We start from the raw sequence: 17,094 nt of genomic DNA on the forward strand, positions 1-17,094 counted from the left end.
GTCTTATTTGATCGGTCTTGTTGGTGCAGGGTTATAGTGCTTAATTATCCATTTGAAAAGGGTATCCTCTGAGTCAAATATTTTTTCACAACTCTGGTTGATCATGGGGTTGTTGCCTGAAGGCAAGGCCTGACGTATATCAGTTTTAAATCCAATGCATCGTTTTCCTGTGGCATAAGAAAAGCCAAGTTCAAAAGCAACCCCTTCGTCAATGTGGCCTCCATTTAGAATTGCAATTAAAATGTCTGACTCTTGCATGGCTTGTATGTCTGCATCAAATACCATTCTCTCTGCTTTTTCGTATGCAAGTCCGGACCTGATCAAGTCTCGCAATAGCAAGCCGTCCTCCTGTGGGAGGAAAACATCGAAATACTGGCTAAGCTTGTTTGCCAACGATTTGTTATAGCTAAGCTCCATTTCATTAAAAAGTGGTGCTGCGAGGTATACGCGCTTTTTACTGGTCATTTGCTGCTATCTCACCTAATTTAGCGTCAAGGTCGGCAGGTTCGTATGATTGTGAAAATATTATTTTGGCAACATCTCTTATTACGTCAAGCTCTTTTCGTTGCGTGGAATAGATGAATTTAGGGTTAAGAGAGGCATACAGTTGTTTGCTTTTTTCTTGTAATTCCTCTACTTTTGTCACTGGCCAGCTATATTCTTTTCGTTTTGTTATTAGTCTTGACCAGATTTCTTTGGGGTCTCCAAGCATGTGTATTATTTCCCCCTGTTCTACTTTTCTTCGCGATTGTCCGGGGCTGATACCATTCGAGATCATAGATCGTGCACGCTCTTTCTCATCAACTTTTACAACAAATGAGAGTGGGTCTAGAGGCGAGCGGTCAACCAAAAATACGCCAACGGGCTTGCTTCTCAAATAATTGTTTTTCTTTCCGAACTGTTGATTGGTCCAGTCATCAATAGTGATCGTTGTATGCGTGGAAAGTTCTTGTGGGGAAAGGGCCATGTCTGAAGGCCTTTCGTCAAACCATTCATCTAGCGTAGTTAGGCTGCCGAACTGACTAAGCGCGGTAGATTTTCCGATTCCAATGGATCCCACTAAATAATAGATATACTTAGTCGGGAGACCAAGGTTTTCAGAGATTTCAATGAAGTCACGCTCTTCGAGGGTTATCGCGGAAAGGAATTCCTTTATTTCGGAACTGTTTAGGAATAATGTAATAAGGTTGTAGTTGTTAAAATTTGCTTCAAATATAGAGTTTTTGTTTGCGATGTGTTCGCCGGGAGCAGTAAAGCGAATGAAGTAGTTGTAGTTTCCGGGGCTTATGGTTGTTGCTTTGCGTAATAAGTGAAGTAAAGTCGAGTCGGTAAGCGAGTGGCCGATTAAAATGCTGGTTTTTTTTGTAAGTACATGCAGAAGAGTGGAAAGGTTTCCGGTAAGCCCTTCTAGTAATTGATCTGCAAAAGAGCCGTCAGAGAAAACTAAATTTTCGCTTTGAAATTTTTTGCTGTCAAAAGGTAAGAATCCATTTGGATGGTAAATGACGGACTTGTTTTTGGTGAATTGAGATTGGTGGGACCAAATGGTTTGATAAGGGCGCTCATGATGAGAGGGGTTCCAGTCCGGCTGAGATAGCCCGAACTCAACAAAGTCGTCGAAGTTGTAATTGACTGTGATTTCCGAATTTTTGATAAACTCTATCATTTCTCGAAAATATGGGTGTTGTTCAATAAGTTTTCGTCTTTCAAGCTCTGTCGTATTGGCGTAGAGAAATTTATGAATTAACTCGCGCCAGTCGGAGAGGACTTTTTTTTCTATCAAATATGTATTGTTGTATTCGGGATGTTGGGCGATTTCTAGTTTTCGATATGACGAAAACATTTCAAATAGAATTAAGGCTGCCTTTCCTGGTTGCTCGGTTACCGCAGCTGCTTCTGGGATTTTTGTTGTAATTTCATTTTTTATTGCTTCAAGCAATTTATCCCAGAGTGGTAAGTGTAAATCTCTACTAATTCCCGCTCCCAATATTAAGCTGGCCCTGTTCTTTTTGGTCTGTGAACGGAGTTGGCAGATGTATTTCCATGCTGCTTTGACGTTTTCTGATTGTATTTTCGACATTTGAATTTTCTTCGTCCCCATCATGGTTTTTTGATGATAGCAAAGGGGCTATCAAAATGGGATGTCGTGAGGCTAGTCAACGTTTTTCTAATAGAAATTGGTGGAGGGGGCGGAGTTTTTCGCTTTTTCCGAGCTTGCCGACCCGAATTTGCACTTAGGAGGGAGTCTCGGTTTACGTTTGTCCGTTAATTCACAAAATGTCTTTTAAGTAATTCCTGAGGGCGATTAACGGGGCGTCAAGCTCCTCAATTGCCTGCTCAGTGTGAAAATCAGCTGCCAGCCGATGCAACTCACGGCCCATAACTGTATCAACACCCCCAATGGCCTCCAGCGCCAAGCCCACACACTCACCCACCTTCACCTGAATCCCCTCAACATCCCCCCGCCGCACCAGCAGCTCAAACACATCCCGCTGGTAATCACCCATCACCAAATCATCCCGCAAAATCGGGCTCTGGCCTTCCGATTCATAAGCCAGTTTGAGGGAGAAGAGGGCGACGGTTTCCAGGTGCAATTCCATGGGGGGAATCCTTGTGAAATGTTCCGTCGGCGCACGACGGAGAAGGCCGGACAAGGTCAAAAACGATCGCAGCCTTCGGCAGCTGCTACAGAGAACGGCGGGGTGGATCACTTTTTGATGGGCGAAAAAAAAGGCCTTGCTAAGCAAGACCTTTCTTAATTTTGGTGCCCCGAGGGAGACTCGAACTCCCACTCCTTTCGAAAACGGATTTTGAATCCGCCGCGTCTACCAATTCCGCCATCAGGGCTCAATGGCGGCGAAGTATAGAGATGAGATAACCGCTGGTCAATCAGGTACATGGAGAATTTTTGATAATTCCGCTAGACTTCCCGGCCCTGCTAGACGAACCCCATCATGCGCGTTGCTGACTTTACTTTCGAGCTCCCCGATTCGCTGATCGCCCGCCATCCTTTGGCCGAGCGTCGCAATAGTCGCCTGTTGACCCTTGATGGGGTCAGCGGCGCCCTGGCACACCGTCAATTCACTGATTTGCTGGAGCATTTGCGCCCCGGCGATTTGATGGTGTTCAACAATACCCGGGTGATTCCGGCGCGGCTGTTTGGCCAGAAGGCTTCCGGCGGCAAGCTGGAAATCCTGGTGGAGCGGGTGCTGGACAGTCATCGCGTGCTGGCCCATGTGCGTTCCAGCAAGTCGCCCAAGCCTGGGTCGAAGATCCTGATCGACGGCGGTGGCGAGGCTGAGATGCTGGCGCGTCATGATGCGTTGTTCGAGCTGGGGTTTGCTGAAGAGGTGTTGCCGCTGCTCGACCGTGTCGGGCACATGCCGTTGCCTCCTTATATAGACCGCCCGGATGAAGGCGCCGACCGCGAGCGTTACCAGACTGTCTACGCCGAGCGTTTGGGCGCGGTGGCGGCGCCGACGGCGGGGCTGCATTTCGATCAGGTGCTGATGGAGGCGATTGCCGCCAAGGGCGTCGAGACGGCGTTCGTGACCTTGCACGTTGGCGCGGGTACGTTCCAGCCGGTGCGGGTCGAGAAGATCGAAGATCACCACATGCACAGTGAGTGGCTGGAAGTCGGCCAGGACGTGGTGGATGCGGTTGCCGCCTGTCGCGCTCGCGGTGGTCGCGTGGTGGCGGTGGGGACCACCAGCGTGCGTTCCCTGGAAAGCGCCGCCCGCGATGGTGTGCTTAAACCGTTCAGCGGTGATACCGACATTTTCATCTACCCGGGCCGGCCGTTTCATGTGGTCGATGCCCTGGTCACCAACTTCCATTTGCCTGAATCCACGCTGTTGATGCTGGTTTCGGCGTTTGCCGGTTATCCGGAAACCATGGCTGCCTACAAAGCCGCGGTCGACAACGGTTACCGCTTTTTCAGCTACGGTGATGCGATGTTCATCACCCGTAATCCCGCTCCAAGCGGCCCAGAGGAAACAGTATGAGTCGCACCTGTCGTATGTCTTTCGAGCTGCTGGCCACTGATGGCAAGGCTCGTCGCGGTCGTTTGACCTTCCCGCGCGGTACCGTCGAGACCCCGGCCTTCATGCCGGTGGGCACCTACGGCACGGTTAAGGGCATGCTGCCACGGGATATCGAGGCGACTGGCGCTGAAATCATTCTGGGCAACACCTTCCACCTGTGGCTGCGCCCGGGCACGGAAGTGATCAAGAAGCACGGCGACCTGCACGATTTCATGCAGTGGAAAGGCCCGATTTTGACTGACTCCGGCGGTTTCCAGGTGTTCAGCCTGGGCGCCATGCGCAAGATCAAGGAGGAGGGCGTGACCTTCGCCTCCCCGGTCGACGGCGCCAAGGTGTTCATGGGCCCGGAAGAGTCGATGCAGGTCCAGCGTGATCTGGGCTCCGACATCGTGATGATTTTCGACGAATGCACGCCGTACCCGGCCGACGAAGACGTCGCTCGCGTGTCCATGGAGTTGTCCCTGCGTTGGGCCCAGCGCTCGAAAAACGCTCACGGCGACAACACGGCGGCGCTGTTCGGTATCGTTCAGGGCGGCATGCACCAGGACCTGCGCATGCGTTCGTTGGAAGGCCTGGACAAGATCGGCTTCGACGGTCTGGCCATCGGCGGCCTGTCGGTGGGCGAGCCCAAGCACGAGATGATCAAGGTGCTGGATTACCTGCCGGGCCAGATGCCGGCTGACAAACCTCGTTACCTTATGGGCGTTGGCAAACCGGAAGACTTGGTTGAGGGTGTGCGCCGCGGTGTGGACATGTTCGATTGCGTGATGCCAACCCGTAATGCCCGCAACGGGCATCTGTTCATTGATACCGGCGTGCTGAAGATCCGTAACGCGTTCCATCGCCATGATGATTCGCCGCTCGATCCGACCTGCGATTGCTATACCTGCCAGAACTTCTCCCGCGCTTATCTGCATCACCTGGACAAGTGCGGCGAAATGCTGGGAAGCATGCTCAATACCATCCATAACTTGCGCCATTATCAAGTGCTTATGGCTGGTTTGCGCGAGGCTATTCAACAGGGTACATTGGCCGCCTTTGTCGATGCCTTCTACGCCAAACGCGGGTTGCCTGTTCCGCCTTTGGACTGAGTTTTCTGACCCCAAGATTCAACATTTGCAACTGGAGTGCTAAATGAGCTTTTTTATCTCTAATGCCATGGCTGACGCCGCTGCACCTGCTGCCGGCCCAATGGGTGGCGGTTTTGAGTGGATTTTCCTGGTCGGCTTCCTGGTCATCTTCTACCTGATGATCTGGCGTCCACAGGCCAAGCGCGCCAAAGAGCAGAAAAACCTGCTGAGCAGCCTGCAAAAGGGCGACGAAGTTGTGACTACCGGCGGTATCGCCGGCAAGATCACTAAAGTGGCCGACGATTTCGTCGTTCTGGAAGTTTCCGACACCGTCGAAATGAAATTCCAGAAAGGTGCCATCGCTGCAACGCTGCCAAAAGGCACGCTCAAAGCGATCTAAGTTTCAACTTCATCTTCAATCGACGGGGCGCGCAAGGCGCCCCGCGTCATAAACGGGCGGCGTGATGCTGAACAAATATCCTCTGTGGAAATACATTCTGATCCTGGCGGTGCTGGCGGTCGGTCTGATTTATTCCGCTCCCAATCTTTATCCTGATGACCCGGCCATTCAGGTCAGCGGTGCAAGCACTGCGCTGCAGGTCAATCAGGCTGATCTGGATCGTGTGAGCGCTGCGCTCAAGGAATCCGGGATCAACGTCAAGGCAGCTACCCTGTCTGCCAGCGGCAAGGGCGGGCTGATTCGCCTGACCAAGGCTGAAGATCAGCTGCCGGCCAAGGACGTTGTACGCAAGGCGTTGGGTGATGACTACGTCGTTGCATTGAACCTGGCACAAACCACCCCGCAATGGCTGCGCAACCTCGCTGCGCACCCGATGAAGCTGGGTCTGGACTTGTCCGGTGGTGTGCACTTCCTGCTGGAAGTGGACATGGACAAAGCCCTCGACGCACGCCTGAAAGTCTACGAAGGCGATGTAAAGAGCCTGCTGCGTAAAGAAAAGCTGCGCTATCGCAGCCTGCCGCAACTCAATGGTGCCATTCAGCTGGGCTTCTCCGATGAAGCAACCCGCGAACAGGCCCGTGTACTGGTTCGCAAGAACTTCAACGATTTCGACATTGTTCCGGCCGACCTCAATGGTCAACCGGTGCTGCGTCTGGCGATGACCCCGGCCAAGCTGGCGGAAATCCGCGAATACTCCATCAAGCAGAACTTGACCACGGTACGTAACCGCGTCAACGAGCTGGGTGTTGCCGAACCGATCGTCCAGCGTCAGGGCGCCAACCGCATCGTGGTTGAGCTGCCGGGCGTGCAGGACACCGCAGAAGCCAAGCGTATTCTCGGCAAGACGGCGAACCTTGAGTTCCGTCTGGCTGCTGAGCCGGGTGCTTCGAAAGCCACTTCCGAATCCTTTGAATTCCGTGAGGGTAAGCGTCCTCCTGCGCTGATCGAGCGTGGCCTGATCATCACCGGTGACCAGGTGACTGACGCCAAGGCTGGCTTCGGCGAGCACGGCACGCCGGAAGTGAACATCCGTCTGGACGGTCACGGCGGTGAGCTGATGAGCCGTGCGACCCGTTCGAACGTTGGTCGCAGCATGGCGGTGATCTTCATCGAGCAGCGTCCGGTGACCACTTACACCAAGCAAGTGGTTAACGGTGTCGAGAAAGACGTAGCGGTTCAGTCGTTTAAAGAAGAGAAGAAAATCATCAGCCTGGCGACCATCCAGTCGCCGCTGGGTGCGCAGTTCCGTATCACCGGCCTGAACGGCCAGGGCGAGTCGTCCGAGCTGGCGCTGTTGCTGCGTGCCGGTGGTCTGGCTGCACCGATGTACTTTGCTGAAGAACGCACCATTGGTCCAAGCCTGGGTGCGGACAACATCACTAAAGGTATCGATGCATCGCTGTGGGGCATGCTGTTCGTCTCGCTGTTCATCATGGCCATCTACCGCTTCTTCGGCCTCATCGCCACCGTCGCTCTGGCGGTAAACATGGTGATGCTGCTGGCGCTGATGTCGCTGCTGGGTGCAACGCTGACCCTGCCGGGCATCGCCGGTATCGTGTTGACCATGGGTATGGCGGTCGACGCCAACGTGCTGATCTTCTCGCGGATTCGTGAAGAGATCGCCGCCGGCATGACCGTGCAGCGCGCAATCAACGAAGGCTTCGGCCGGGCATTCACCGCGATTCTCGACGCCAACCTGACCACCTTGCTGGTCGGCGGCATCCTCTTTGCCATGGGCACCGGCCCGGTCAAGGGCTTCGCAGTGACCATGTCCCTCGGGATCTTTACCTCGATGTTCACGGCCATCATGGTGACCCGCGCGATGGTCAACCTGATCTTCGGCGGTCGTGACTTCAAGAAGTTGTGGATTTAAGGGGCTGCCATGTTACGTACAATCAACTTCATGGGCGTTCGCAACTTTGCGTTCGGCGTCACATTGTTCCTTACCGCGCTGGCAATGTTCAGTGTCTTCCACAAGGGCATGAACTGGGGCCTGGACTTCACCGGCGGTACGCTCATCGAGCTGACCTATGAGCGTCCGGCCGACGTTACCAAGGTGCGTGAGCAACTGGTGACCGCGGGTTATCACGAAGCCATCGTGCAGAACTTCGGTGCAACCACCGACCTGCTGGTGCGTATGCCTGGCGAAGATCCGCAACTGGGTCACCAGGTAGCCGAAGCCTTACAGAAGGTCGGCGGCGAGAACCCGGCGACGGTCAAGCGTGTCGAGTTCGTCGGCCCGCAGGTGGGTGAAGAACTGCGCGACCAGGGCGGCCTCGGCATGCTGATGGCGCTGGGCGGCATCCTGATCTACCTGGCTTTCCGCTTTCAGTGGAAGTTTGCGGTCGGCGCGATCGTATCCTTGATCCACGACGTGATCGTGACCATCGGTATCCTGTCGTTCTTCCAGATCACCTTCGACCTGACGGTGCTGGCGGCGGTACTGGCGATCATCGGTTACTCGCTCAACGACACCATCGTGGTATTCGACCGGGTTCGTGAGAACTTCCGTGTACTGCGCAAGGCCACCCTGATCGAGAACATCAACATCTCGACCACGCAAACCCTGCTGCGGACCATGGCGACTTCGATCTCCACCTTGCTGGCGATCGCGGCCCTGCTGTTCTTCGGCGGCGACAACCTGTTCGGCTTCTCCATTGCCCTGTTCATCGGTGTTCTGGCGGGTACTTACTCGTCGATCTACATCGCTAACGTGGTGCTGATCTGGCTGAACCTGAGCACGGAAGACCTGATTCCTCCTGCCAATACCGAGAAGGAAGTCGACGACCGTCCTTGAGGGAAATTTCCTAGGGTGGTGTAGTCCAAAAAAGGCGCGAGTTGAACTCGCGCCTTTTTTTGTGCTCCAAGGCTGGGAGAAGCGCGGACAAGTTCCGCATGTGATGGTCCAGGAGGTTCATGTGAACAAGTCGATGCTGGTTGGTGCGGTACTGGGTGCTGTCGGTGTGACTGCCGGGGGTGCTGTGGCCACCTACAGCCTGGTTAAAAAAAGCGGCCCTGAGTTTGCTCAGGTTTTAGCCGTTGAGCCGGTCAAGACACAAATCAAGACTCCACGTGAAGTATGCAAGGATGTAACGGTCACCCGGCAGGCGCCGGTGAAAGATCAACATCAGATCGCCGGTACGGTGGTCGGTGCGTTGGCAGGTGGTTTGCTGGGTAACCAGATCGGTGGCGGCACTGGTAAGAAGATCGCCACGGTCGCGGGTGCTGTCGGTGGTGGTTATGCCGGCAACAAGGTGCAGGAAGGCATGCAAGAGCGTGATACCTACACCACGACCCAGACCCGCTGTAACACTGTTAACGACATCAGTGACAAGGTTGTAGGTTACGACGTGCGTTATTCGCTGGACGGCAAGGAAGGCAAGGTGCGCATGGATCGCGATCCAGGCAATCAGATTCCTGTGGATAAAGAGGGCAAGTTGATCTTGTCGGAGAATCAGCAGGGGCAGTAATCTGCTGAAGCTGGATAAAAAAGAAGCACCCTGCGGGGTGCTTTTTTTGTGCCCACAATTTCTGCATCACCACCAATCCCCCCTGTGGGAGCGGGCTTGCTCGCGAAGGCGGTGTATCAGTCACTATTAATGCTGGCTGACACGCCGCCTTCGCGAGCAAGCCCGCTCCCACATTGGTGCTGTGGTGTTATTGGGGCTGGATTTCAGGCATAAAAAAAGCACCCCGAAGGGTGCTTTTCTGTCGCTGGAAGCTTAGCGTTTCAGCGAGGCCGGCAGGTGCGGCTGGATGGCCGTCAGGACTGCCTTGAAGCATTTGGTGTTGCCGGCAACGACGTGGCCTTTTTCAAGGAAGTCGTGACCGCCGGTGAAGTCGCTCACCAAACCGCCGGCTTCCTGGATCAGCAGGGCGCCTGCAGCCATGTCCCACTCGGACAGGCCCGACTCCCAGAACGCGTCGAAACGACCGGCAGCCACGTAGGCCAGGTCCAAGCTCGCGGAACCTGCACGGCGGATGCCGGCAGTCTGGCCAACCAGAGCGCGGAACATGCCCAGGTAGTTGTCGAGGTTGTCCATCTGGTCGTCACGGAACGGGAAGCCGGTACCCAGCAGGGCGCCGTCCAGGCTGGTACGACCGCTGACGCGCAGGCGACGACCGTTCAGTTGAGCGCCGCGACCACGGCTGGCGGTGAATTCTTCCTGGCGAACCGGGTCCAGAACAACGGCGTGTTCCAGGCGACCGCGGTATTTGCAGGCGATGCTGACAGCGAAGTGAGGAATGCCGCGCAGGAAGTTGGTGGTGCCGTCCAGCGGATCGATGATCCACAGGTACTCTTCGCCTTCGATGCCGGTGCCGGCGTGCATGCCGGTCTCTTCACCCATGATGGAGTGATTCGGGTAGGCCTTGCGCAGGGCGTCGATGATTTTCTGTTCAGCGGCGCGATCCACCTCGGATACGTAATCCTTGGCGTCTTTTTCGTCGACCTTGATGGTATCCAGGCGCTCGATGGAGCGGAAGATCAATTCACTGGCGCTGCGGGCGGCGCGCAGCGCGATATTCAGCATGGGCTGCATGGATGTGTCACCTAAGGTTGTTAAAGAAAGCCGGGCATTCTATCAGAAAGTTTCTACAGGAGAAGGACGACGTTCGCTTTCATAGCTTAACGGTAGGTGTAGCTGTAAGATTCTGCTCCCGATTATTGTGTTCGAGAGCGCCTCCCTTGCTGCAAAACATTCGTGTCGTCCTGGTCAATACCAGCCATCCGGGCAATATCGGCGGGGCTGCGCGTGCCATGAAGAACATGGGCCTGTCGCGGCTGGTGCTGGTCGAGCCTCGTCAGTTCCCGCACCACGAAGCCGACGCCCGTGCTTCGGGTGCCGGGGACATCCTTGAAAACGCGCAAGTCGTCGCCACCTTGGAAGATGCGTTGGTCGGTTGCAACCTGGTGCTCGGCACCAGCGCCCGCGACCGGCGCATTCCCTGGCCGCTGCTCGATCCCCGCGAATGCGGAGCGAAAGTGGTGGAGGAGGCCGGGCAGGGCGCGGAAATCGCCCTGGTGTTCGGGCGTGAAGATTCCGGCCTGACCAATGAAGAGCTGCAGCGATGTCATTACCACGTGCACATCCCATCAGACCCTGAGTTCAGCTCGCTGAATCTTGGGGCGGCGGTGCAAGTGTTGAGTTATGAAGTGCGCATGTCCTGGCTGGCTGCCCAAGGCCAGCCGAGCAAGGTTGAGAAGGAAGAAGTGGCTTCGGTCAAAAGCGCTGAGCTGGCGACCATGGATGAACTGGAGCGATTCTATGAGCACCTGGAGCAAACCCTGGTGGCCATCGAATTCCTCGATCCGGAAAAGCCACGGCACTTGATGGCGCGCCTGCGCCGGTTGTACGGACGCAGCTCGGTCAGCCGGGCGGAAATGAATATTTTGCGTGGCATCCTCACGGAAACCCAAAAAGCGGCCCGTGGTGAGCTACTAAAGCGGAAGGATTAATGATGTTCGAGCGTTTGCGTGAAGATATCCAGAGCGTATTCCACCGAGACCCGGCGGCGCGTAACGCTTTTGAAGTCCTGACTTGCTACCCGGGCATGCACGCCATCTGGATACACCGCTTGTCGGCGATGCTATGGCGGGCGGACCTGAAATGGCTGGCGCGGCTGGTGTCGAACTTCGGCCGCTGGTTGACCGGGATCGAGATTCATCCGGGGGCCAAAGTGGGGCGTCGCTTCTTTATTGACCATGGCATGGGCATCGTCATCGGTGAAACCGCCGAGATCGGCGATGACGTCACTATTTATCAGGGCGTGACCCTGGGCGGCACCAGCTGGAACAAGGGCAAGCGGCATCCGACCTTGGGTGATGGCGTAGTGGTCGGGGCGGGCGCCAAGGTGCTCGGGCCGTTCACTGTCGGTGCCGGTGCCAAGGTGGGTTCCAATGCTGTCGTGACCAAGGAAGTGCCTCCCGGCGCGACCGTGGTCGGGATTCCGGGGCGGATCATCGTCAAATCCGACGAAGAGCAGGATGCCAAGCGCAAGGCCATGGCCGAGAAGATTGGTTTTGATGCCTACGGCGTGACTGAAGATATGCCTGACCCGGTCGCTCGCGCCATTAACCAGTTGCTCGACCACCTGCAGGCAGTCGATGGGCGTCTGGAGGGGATGTGTGGTGCGTTGAAGGATCTGGGCAGTAATTACTGTGCGAAAGATCTGCCTGAACTGCGCGAAGAAGACTTCGCCTGTGTGAAGGACAAGGATCAGAGTCAGGCTAGCTAGACCGCGTCGACCTCTTCGCGAGCAAGCCCGCTCCCACAGGATGTTCATCGTCCCTGTGGGAGCGGGCTTGCTCGCGAAGAACGATAACGCGCATTTGCTGGTGATACACGCCCAGCCTTTGTTATGATGCGGCCGCTCTTTTGCGGGTAAACCTGACTAAAGTACTAGGTCTTATAGTTGACTTAAATACTCGGGAATTGCATACTCGCCTCATTCCGAACTCCGTGGTAATTGTCCATGCGACTGACTACAAAAGGCCGATACGCCGTGACCGCCATGCTTGACCTGGCGTTGCACGCGCAGCACGGGCCCGTGTCCCTGGCCGATATCTCCGAGCGCCAAGGCATCTCCCTGTCCTACCTCGAACAGCTTTTCGCCAAGCTGCGCCGCAGCAACCTGGTGTCCAGTGTGCGTGGTCCGGGCGGCGGCTACCAATTGTCCCGCGACATGCAGGGCATCCAGGTCGCCCAGGTGATCGATGCGGTGAACGAATCGGTCGATGCAACCAAATGCCAGGGGCAGGGTGATTGCCATTCCGGCGACACTTGCCTGACTCACCACTTGTGGTGCGACCTGAGCCTGCAGATTCACGAATTTCTGAGCGGTATCAGCTTGGCTGATCTTGTGACTCGCCGTGAGGTGCAAGAAGTAGCCCAGCGTCAGGACCAGCGCCGTTGCAACAGCAAGGTGCCACGCCTGGACAAGATTGAAGCGTCCGCCGTCGAATGACAGCCAAAGAGCTAGCGGCACGCCAGCCAGCCCGATTTAGGAGATAGTCCATGAAATTGCCGATTTACCTTGATTACTCTGCGACCACCCCGGTTGATCCGCGTGTCGCGCAAAAAATGAGTGAATGCCTGCTGGTCGACGGAAACTTCGGTAACCCGGCGTCCCGTTCCCACGTGTTCGGCTGGAAAGCTGAAGAGTCCGTTGAAAACGCTCGCCGTCAGGTCGCCGACCTGGTCAACGCCGATCCGCGTGAAATCGTCTGGACCTCCGGTGCCACCGAATCCGACAACTTGGCAATCAAGGGTGCGGCGCATTTCTATGCCACCAAAGGCAAACACCTGATCACCACCAAGATTGAGCACAAGGCTGTCCTCGACACCATGCGCCAACTGGAGCGTGAAGGTTTTGAAGTCACCTACATCGAGCCTCGCACCGATGGCCTGGTGACGCCTGAAATGATCGAAGCAGAACTGCGTGATGACACCATCCTGGTTTCGGTCATGCACGTGAACAACGAAATCGGCACCATCAACGACATCGCAGCCATCGGCGAACTGACCCGCTCCAGGGGCATCCTGTTCCACGTCGACGCTGCTCAGTCCACCGGCAAGGTCGATATCGACCTGTCGAAGCTGAAAGTCGACATGATGTCGTTCTCTGCCCACAAAACCTACGGTCCTAAAGGCATCGGCGCCCTGTACGTGAGCCGCAAGCCGCGCGTACGTATCGAAGCGACCATGCACGGTGGCGGTCACGAGCGTGGCATGCGTTCCGGTACCCTGGCGACCCACCAGATCGTCGGCATGGGCGAAGCTTTCCGTGTAGCCAAGGAAGACATGGCTGCCGAGAACGTGCGCATCAAGGCCCTGAGCGACCGTTTCTTCAAGCAGGTCGAGCACCTGGAAGAGCTGTACGTCAATGGCAGCATGAGCGCCCGCGTTCCGCACAACCTGAACCTGAGCTTCAACTACGTTGAAGGCGAGTCGCTGATCATGGCGCTCAAGGATCTGGCGGTTTCGTCCGGTTCGGCCTGCACCTCGGCATCGCTTGAGCCTTCGTACGTACTGCGTGCCCTGGGCCGCAATGACGAACTGGCCCACAGTTCGATCCGTTTCACCTTCGGCCGCTTCACCACCGAAGAAGAAATCGACTACGCCGCGCAGAAAGTCTGCGAGGCCGTTATCAAGCTGCGAGCTCTGTCGCCGCTGTGGGACATGTACAAAGACGGTGTCGATATCTCGAAGATCGAGTGGGCGGCACACTAACTATAGAAGCCGCCGGATACAGGTCCTGTAGCGACGCGGCGACTGACGCAGCGTAACTGCAGGGCCTCAAGAGCGGCCCTGATGAGTGAGGATTGAGAATCATGTCTTACAGCGAAAAGGTCATCGACCACTACGAAAACCCGCGCAACGTCGGCAAGATGGACGCGGAAGATCCTGATGTCGGCACCGGCATGGTCGGCGCTCCGGCGTGCGGCGACGTGATGCGCCTGCAGATCAAGGTCAACGACGCCGGCATCATCGAAGATGCCAAGTTCAAGACCTACGGCTGCGGTTCGGCTATCGCTTCCAGCTCCCTCGCCACCGAGTGGATGAAGGGCAAGACCCTGGACGAAGCAGAAACCATCAAGAACACTCAGCTGGCTGAAGAACTGGCCCTGCCGCCAGTGAAAATTCACTGCTCGGTACTCGCTGAAGACGCCATCAAGGCGGCTGTTCGCGATTACAAGCAGAAGAAAGGCTTGATCTGATTTTCGAGTTTTGGCGACGAGTAAGGAGTCACCGATGGCTATCAGCATGACAGAAGCGGCTGCTCGACACGTGCGGCGCTCCCTCGACGGGCGCGGCAAAGGTGAAGGGATTCGTCTGGGTGTTCGCACCACAGGCTGTTCCGGCCTTGCCTACGTGCTGGAGTTTGTCGACGAGGTGGTTGCAGAGGATCAGGTGTTCGAGAGTCACGGCGAAAAAGTGATCATCGACCCGAAAAGCCTGGCCTACCTGGACGGCACCGAGCTCGATTTCGTCAAGGAAGGGTTGAACGAAGGCTTCAAGTTCAACAACCCCAACGTACGCGGTGAATGTGGCTGCGGCGAAAGCTTCAACATCTGAGGCTTGTCGTGGGTACTCCTTGTCATTTCGCTTTATTCGAGCTGCAACCGAGTTTTAACCTGGACCTCGATCAGCTGGCTACGCGCTATCGCGAGCTGGCGCGCGGTGTTCATCCGGACCGCTTTGCCGACGCTTCCGAACGCGAACAACGGTTGGCCCTGGAGCAATCGGCGAGCCTCAACGAGGCCTACCAGACGCTCAAGAGTCCGCCCAAGCGCGCGCGCTACCTGCTCGCCTTGAATGGTGGCGAGCTGCCGCTGGAGGTCACGGTGCATGATCCGGAGTTTCTTCTGCAACAGATGGAATTGCGTGAAGAGCTCGAAGACCTGCAGGACAGTGCCGACCTCAACGGCGTTGCGGTCTTCAAGCGCCGCCTGAAGGCAGCCCAGGATGAGCTGAACCAAAGCTTCGCAGCTTGCTGGAACGATGCCGCGCAACGCGAAAGGGCCGAACGCCTGATGCGGCGCATGCAGTTCCTCGACAAGCTCACCTACGAAGTGCGCCAGTTAGAAGAGCGCCTCGACGATTAACCCAGTGCCGCTCCGGTCGCACGCCTGATATACAGATAAGTCCTGATAACGATGGCCCTACTGCAGATCGCCGAACCCGGCCAAAGTCCTCAACCGCACCAGCGTCGTCTGGCTGTGGGGATCGACTTGGGCACTACCAATTCGCTGGTCGCTGCATTGCGCAGTGGTCTTTCCGAACCTCTGGCTGACGCAGAAGGGCGGGTCATCCTGCCGTCTGCCGTGCGCTACCACGCCGATCGCGTCGAAGTCGGCGAGTCGGCCAAGCTGGCTGCCGCCACCGATCCCTTGAACACCGTGCTGTCGGTCAAGCGCTTGATGGGTCGTGGTCTGTCCGACGTCAAGCAACTGGGCGAGCAACTGCCGTACCGTTTTGTTGACGGCGAGTCGCACATGCCGTTCATCGATACGATCCAGGGCCCGAAAAGCCCGGTCGAAGTCTCCGCCGATATCCTCAAGGTCCTGCGCCAGCGCGCTGAGGCGACCCTGGGTGGCGAACTGGTGGGCGCGGTGATCACCGTTCCGGCCTATTTCGATGATGCCCAGCGTCAAGCCACCAAGGACGCGGCCAAACTGGCCGGTCTGAACGTGCTGCGTTTGCTCAATGAGCCGACGGCGGCCGCGGTGGCTTACGGTCTGGATCAGCATGCCGAAGGCCTGGTCGCCATTTATGACCTGGGCGGCGGCACCTTCGATATTTCGATTCTGCGCCTGACTGGCGGTGTCTTCGAAGTCCTGGCTACCGGCGGCGACAGCGCCCTGGGTGGCGATGACTTCGACCACGCGATCGCTGGCTGGATCATCGAGGGCGCCGGTCTGTCCGCTGACCTCGATCCGGGTGTGCAGCGCAATTTGCTGCAAACCGCCTGCGCGGCCAAGGAAGCACTGACCGATGCTGCGGCCGTTGAAGTTGCCTATGGCGACTGGAAGGCCGAACTGTCCCGTGAAGCTTTCAATGCGCTGATCGAGCCGATGGTGGCTCGCAGCCTGAAAGCTTGCCGTCGCGCTGTTCGCGATTCCGGCATCGAGCTGGAAGACGTGCATGCCGTGGTCATGGTCGGTGGTTCGACTCGCGTGCCTCGTGTTCGTGAAGCCGTCGCCGAAGCTTTCGCTCGCCAGCCGCTGACAGAAATCGATCCGGATCAAGTGGTGGCCATTGGTGCTGCGATCCAGGCCGATACGCTGGCCGGTAACAAGCGTGACGGTGGCGAACTGCTGCTGCTCGACGTGATTCCGCTGTCCCTTGGTCTGGAAACCATGGGCGGCTTGATGGAGAAGGTGATTCCGCGCAACACCACCATCCCCGTCGCCCGCGCCCAGGACTTCACCACTTATAAAGACGGCCAGTCGGCCATGGCCATCCATGTGTTGCAGGGCGAGCGCGAGCTGATCAGCGACTGCCGCTCCCTGGCACGCTTCGAACTGCGCGGCATTCCGGCAATGGTGGCTGGTGCGGCGAAGATTCGCGTGACCTTCCAGGTCGATGCCGATGGTCTGCTCAGTGTTTCCGCCCGCGAACTGGGTTCTGGCGTCGAGGCCAGCATTCAGGTCAAGCCGTCCTACGGCCTGACCGACGGCGAAATCGCCAGGATGCTCAAGGACTCGTTCCAGCACGCCAATGACGACAAGGTTGCCCGCGTGTTGCGCGAGCAGCAGGTCGATGCCCAGCGCCTGATCGAAGCGGTGCAGGGTGCTCTGGAGGCCGATGGCGATCGTCTGCTCGACGCCGAAGAGCGCATGGTCATCGAAATGCAGATGCAGGAACTGACCGAACTGATGAAAGGTACTGATGGTTACGCCATCGAGCAGCAGACCAAGCGTCTGTCGCAAGTGACCGACGCCTTTGCTGCCCGCCGCCTGGACTCGACGGTGAAAGCCGCGCTGGCGGGGCGCAACCTGAATGAGATTGAGGAATAA

General features: G+C 56.8%; 18 protein-coding genes and 1 tRNA gene. 14 read left to right on the top strand and 5 right to left on the bottom strand.

The annotated features are described in order from the left end of the window. Nucleotides 1-3: 3 nt before the first annotated feature. From PMI28_RS24825 to PMI28_RS24810, 4 genes are all read right to left on the bottom strand, one after another. Nucleotides 4-465: a nucleoside 2-deoxyribosyltransferase gene (locus PMI28_RS24825; protein WP_007982719.1), complete on the bottom strand. Its 462-nt coding sequence runs from the start codon at nt 463-465 to the stop codon at nt 4-6. After that, complete coding sequence (locus tag PMI28_RS24820) at nt 455-2,080, bottom strand: SIR2 family protein (RefSeq protein ID WP_157395750.1); 1,626 nt, start codon at nt 2,078-2,080, stop codon at nt 455-457. The genes PMI28_RS24825 and PMI28_RS24820 overlap by 11 nt, the downstream gene beginning before the upstream one ends. Nucleotides 2,081-2,270: 190 nt before the next feature. After that, nucleotides 2,271-2,600 (bottom strand): hypothetical protein, encoded by a 330-nt coding sequence (locus PMI28_RS24815; protein WP_007982723.1) that lies wholly within the window; start codon nt 2,598-2,600, stop codon nt 2,271-2,273. A 162-nt stretch (nt 2,601-2,762) separates the two neighbouring features. After that, nucleotides 2,763-2,847 (bottom strand) — tRNA-Leu (locus tag PMI28_RS24810). Between the two features lie 107 nt (nt 2,848-2,954). Between PMI28_RS24810 and queA the strand changes: the two genes are divergently transcribed. The 6 genes from queA (at nt 2,955) to PMI28_RS24780 (ending at nt 9,043) form a co-directional block, all read left to right on the top strand. Continuing rightward, nucleotides 2,955-4,004, top strand: coding sequence for a tRNA preQ1(34) S-adenosylmethionine ribosyltransferase-isomerase QueA (gene queA / locus PMI28_RS24805; RefSeq protein WP_007982725.1), 1,050 nt, complete (start codon nt 2,955-2,957; stop codon nt 4,002-4,004). Between the two features lie 14 nt (nt 4,005-4,018). Continuing rightward, on the top strand, nt 4,019-5,134 hold the full coding sequence (gene tgt / locus PMI28_RS24800; RefSeq protein WP_162130405.1) for a tRNA guanosine(34) transglycosylase Tgt: 1,116 nt from the start codon (nt 4,019-4,021) through the stop codon (nt 5,132-5,134). Between the two features lie 43 nt (nt 5,135-5,177). Beyond that, nucleotides 5,178-5,513, top strand: a complete 336-nt coding sequence (yajC, locus tag PMI28_RS24795) for a preprotein translocase subunit YajC (RefSeq protein ID WP_007982729.1) — start codon at nt 5,178-5,180, stop codon at nt 5,511-5,513. Between the two features lie 64 nt (nt 5,514-5,577). Continuing rightward, nucleotides 5,578-7,446, top strand: a complete 1,869-nt coding sequence (secD, locus tag PMI28_RS24790; RefSeq protein WP_007982731.1) for a protein translocase subunit SecD — start codon at nt 5,578-5,580, stop codon at nt 7,444-7,446. Between the two features lie 9 nt (nt 7,447-7,455). Beyond that, nucleotides 7,456-8,370 carry a protein translocase subunit SecF gene (gene secF, locus PMI28_RS24785; RefSeq protein WP_007982733.1) on the top strand — a complete coding sequence of 305 codons (915 nt, stop codon included), beginning with the start codon at nt 7,456-7,458 and terminating at the stop codon, nt 8,368-8,370. Between the two features lie 121 nt (nt 8,371-8,491). Further along, nucleotides 8,492-9,043 (top strand): glycine zipper 2TM domain-containing protein, encoded by a 552-nt coding sequence (locus PMI28_RS24780; RefSeq protein WP_007982734.1) that lies wholly within the window; start codon nt 8,492-8,494, stop codon nt 9,041-9,043. 252 nt (nt 9,044-9,295) lie between these two features. Here PMI28_RS24780 and suhB read toward each other — a convergent pair whose 3' ends face one another. Further along, nucleotides 9,296-10,114 carry a type III secretion system regulator SuhB gene (gene suhB / locus PMI28_RS24775; RefSeq protein WP_007982736.1) on the bottom strand — a complete coding sequence of 273 codons (819 nt, stop codon included), beginning with the start codon at nt 10,112-10,114 and terminating at the stop codon, nt 9,296-9,298. A 146-nt stretch (nt 10,115-10,260) separates the two neighbouring features. On the opposite strand from suhB, the gene trmJ reads away from it, so the two are divergent. From trmJ to hscA, 8 genes are all read left to right on the top strand, one after another. Continuing rightward, a complete protein-coding gene (gene trmJ, locus PMI28_RS24770; RefSeq protein WP_007982738.1) occupies nt 10,261-11,031 on the top strand; it encodes a tRNA (cytosine(32)/uridine(32)-2'-O)-methyltransferase TrmJ in 771 nt (256 codons plus the stop codon). A 2-nt stretch (nt 11,032-11,033) separates the two neighbouring features. Next, nucleotides 11,034-11,810: a serine O-acetyltransferase gene (gene cysE, locus PMI28_RS24765; RefSeq protein ID WP_007982740.1), complete on the top strand. Its 777-nt coding sequence runs from the start codon at nt 11,034-11,036 to the stop codon at nt 11,808-11,810. 237 nt (nt 11,811-12,047) lie between these two features. Beyond that, nucleotides 12,048-12,539 (top strand): Fe-S cluster assembly transcriptional regulator IscR, encoded by a 492-nt coding sequence (gene iscR, locus PMI28_RS24760; RefSeq protein ID WP_007982741.1) that lies wholly within the window; start codon nt 12,048-12,050, stop codon nt 12,537-12,539. Nucleotides 12,540-12,589: 50 nt separating this feature from the next. Then, complete coding sequence (locus PMI28_RS24755) at nt 12,590-13,804, top strand: IscS subfamily cysteine desulfurase (RefSeq protein ID WP_007982743.1); 1,215 nt, start codon at nt 12,590-12,592, stop codon at nt 13,802-13,804. Between the two features lie 101 nt (nt 13,805-13,905). Next, on the top strand, nt 13,906-14,292 hold the full coding sequence (gene iscU, locus PMI28_RS24750) for a Fe-S cluster assembly scaffold IscU (protein WP_007982746.1): 387 nt from the start codon (nt 13,906-13,908) through the stop codon (nt 14,290-14,292). A gap of 34 nt (nt 14,293-14,326) precedes the next feature. Beyond that, on the top strand, nt 14,327-14,650 hold the full coding sequence (iscA, locus tag PMI28_RS24745; protein ID WP_003227904.1) for an iron-sulfur cluster assembly protein IscA: 324 nt from the start codon (nt 14,327-14,329) through the stop codon (nt 14,648-14,650). An 8-nt stretch (nt 14,651-14,658) separates the two neighbouring features. After that, nucleotides 14,659-15,180, top strand: a complete 522-nt coding sequence (gene hscB, locus PMI28_RS24740) for a co-chaperone HscB (RefSeq protein ID WP_007982749.1) — start codon at nt 14,659-14,661, stop codon at nt 15,178-15,180. Nucleotides 15,181-15,231: 51 nt separating this feature from the next. Then, a complete protein-coding gene (gene hscA / locus PMI28_RS24735; protein ID WP_007982750.1) occupies nt 15,232-17,094 on the top strand; it encodes a Fe-S protein assembly chaperone HscA in 1,863 nt (620 codons plus the stop codon).

Origin of the sequence: Pseudomonas sp. GM48, assembly GCF_000282335.1 — a bacterium.
Taxonomy (GTDB): Bacteria; Pseudomonadota; Gammaproteobacteria; order Pseudomonadales; family Pseudomonadaceae; genus Aquipseudomonas.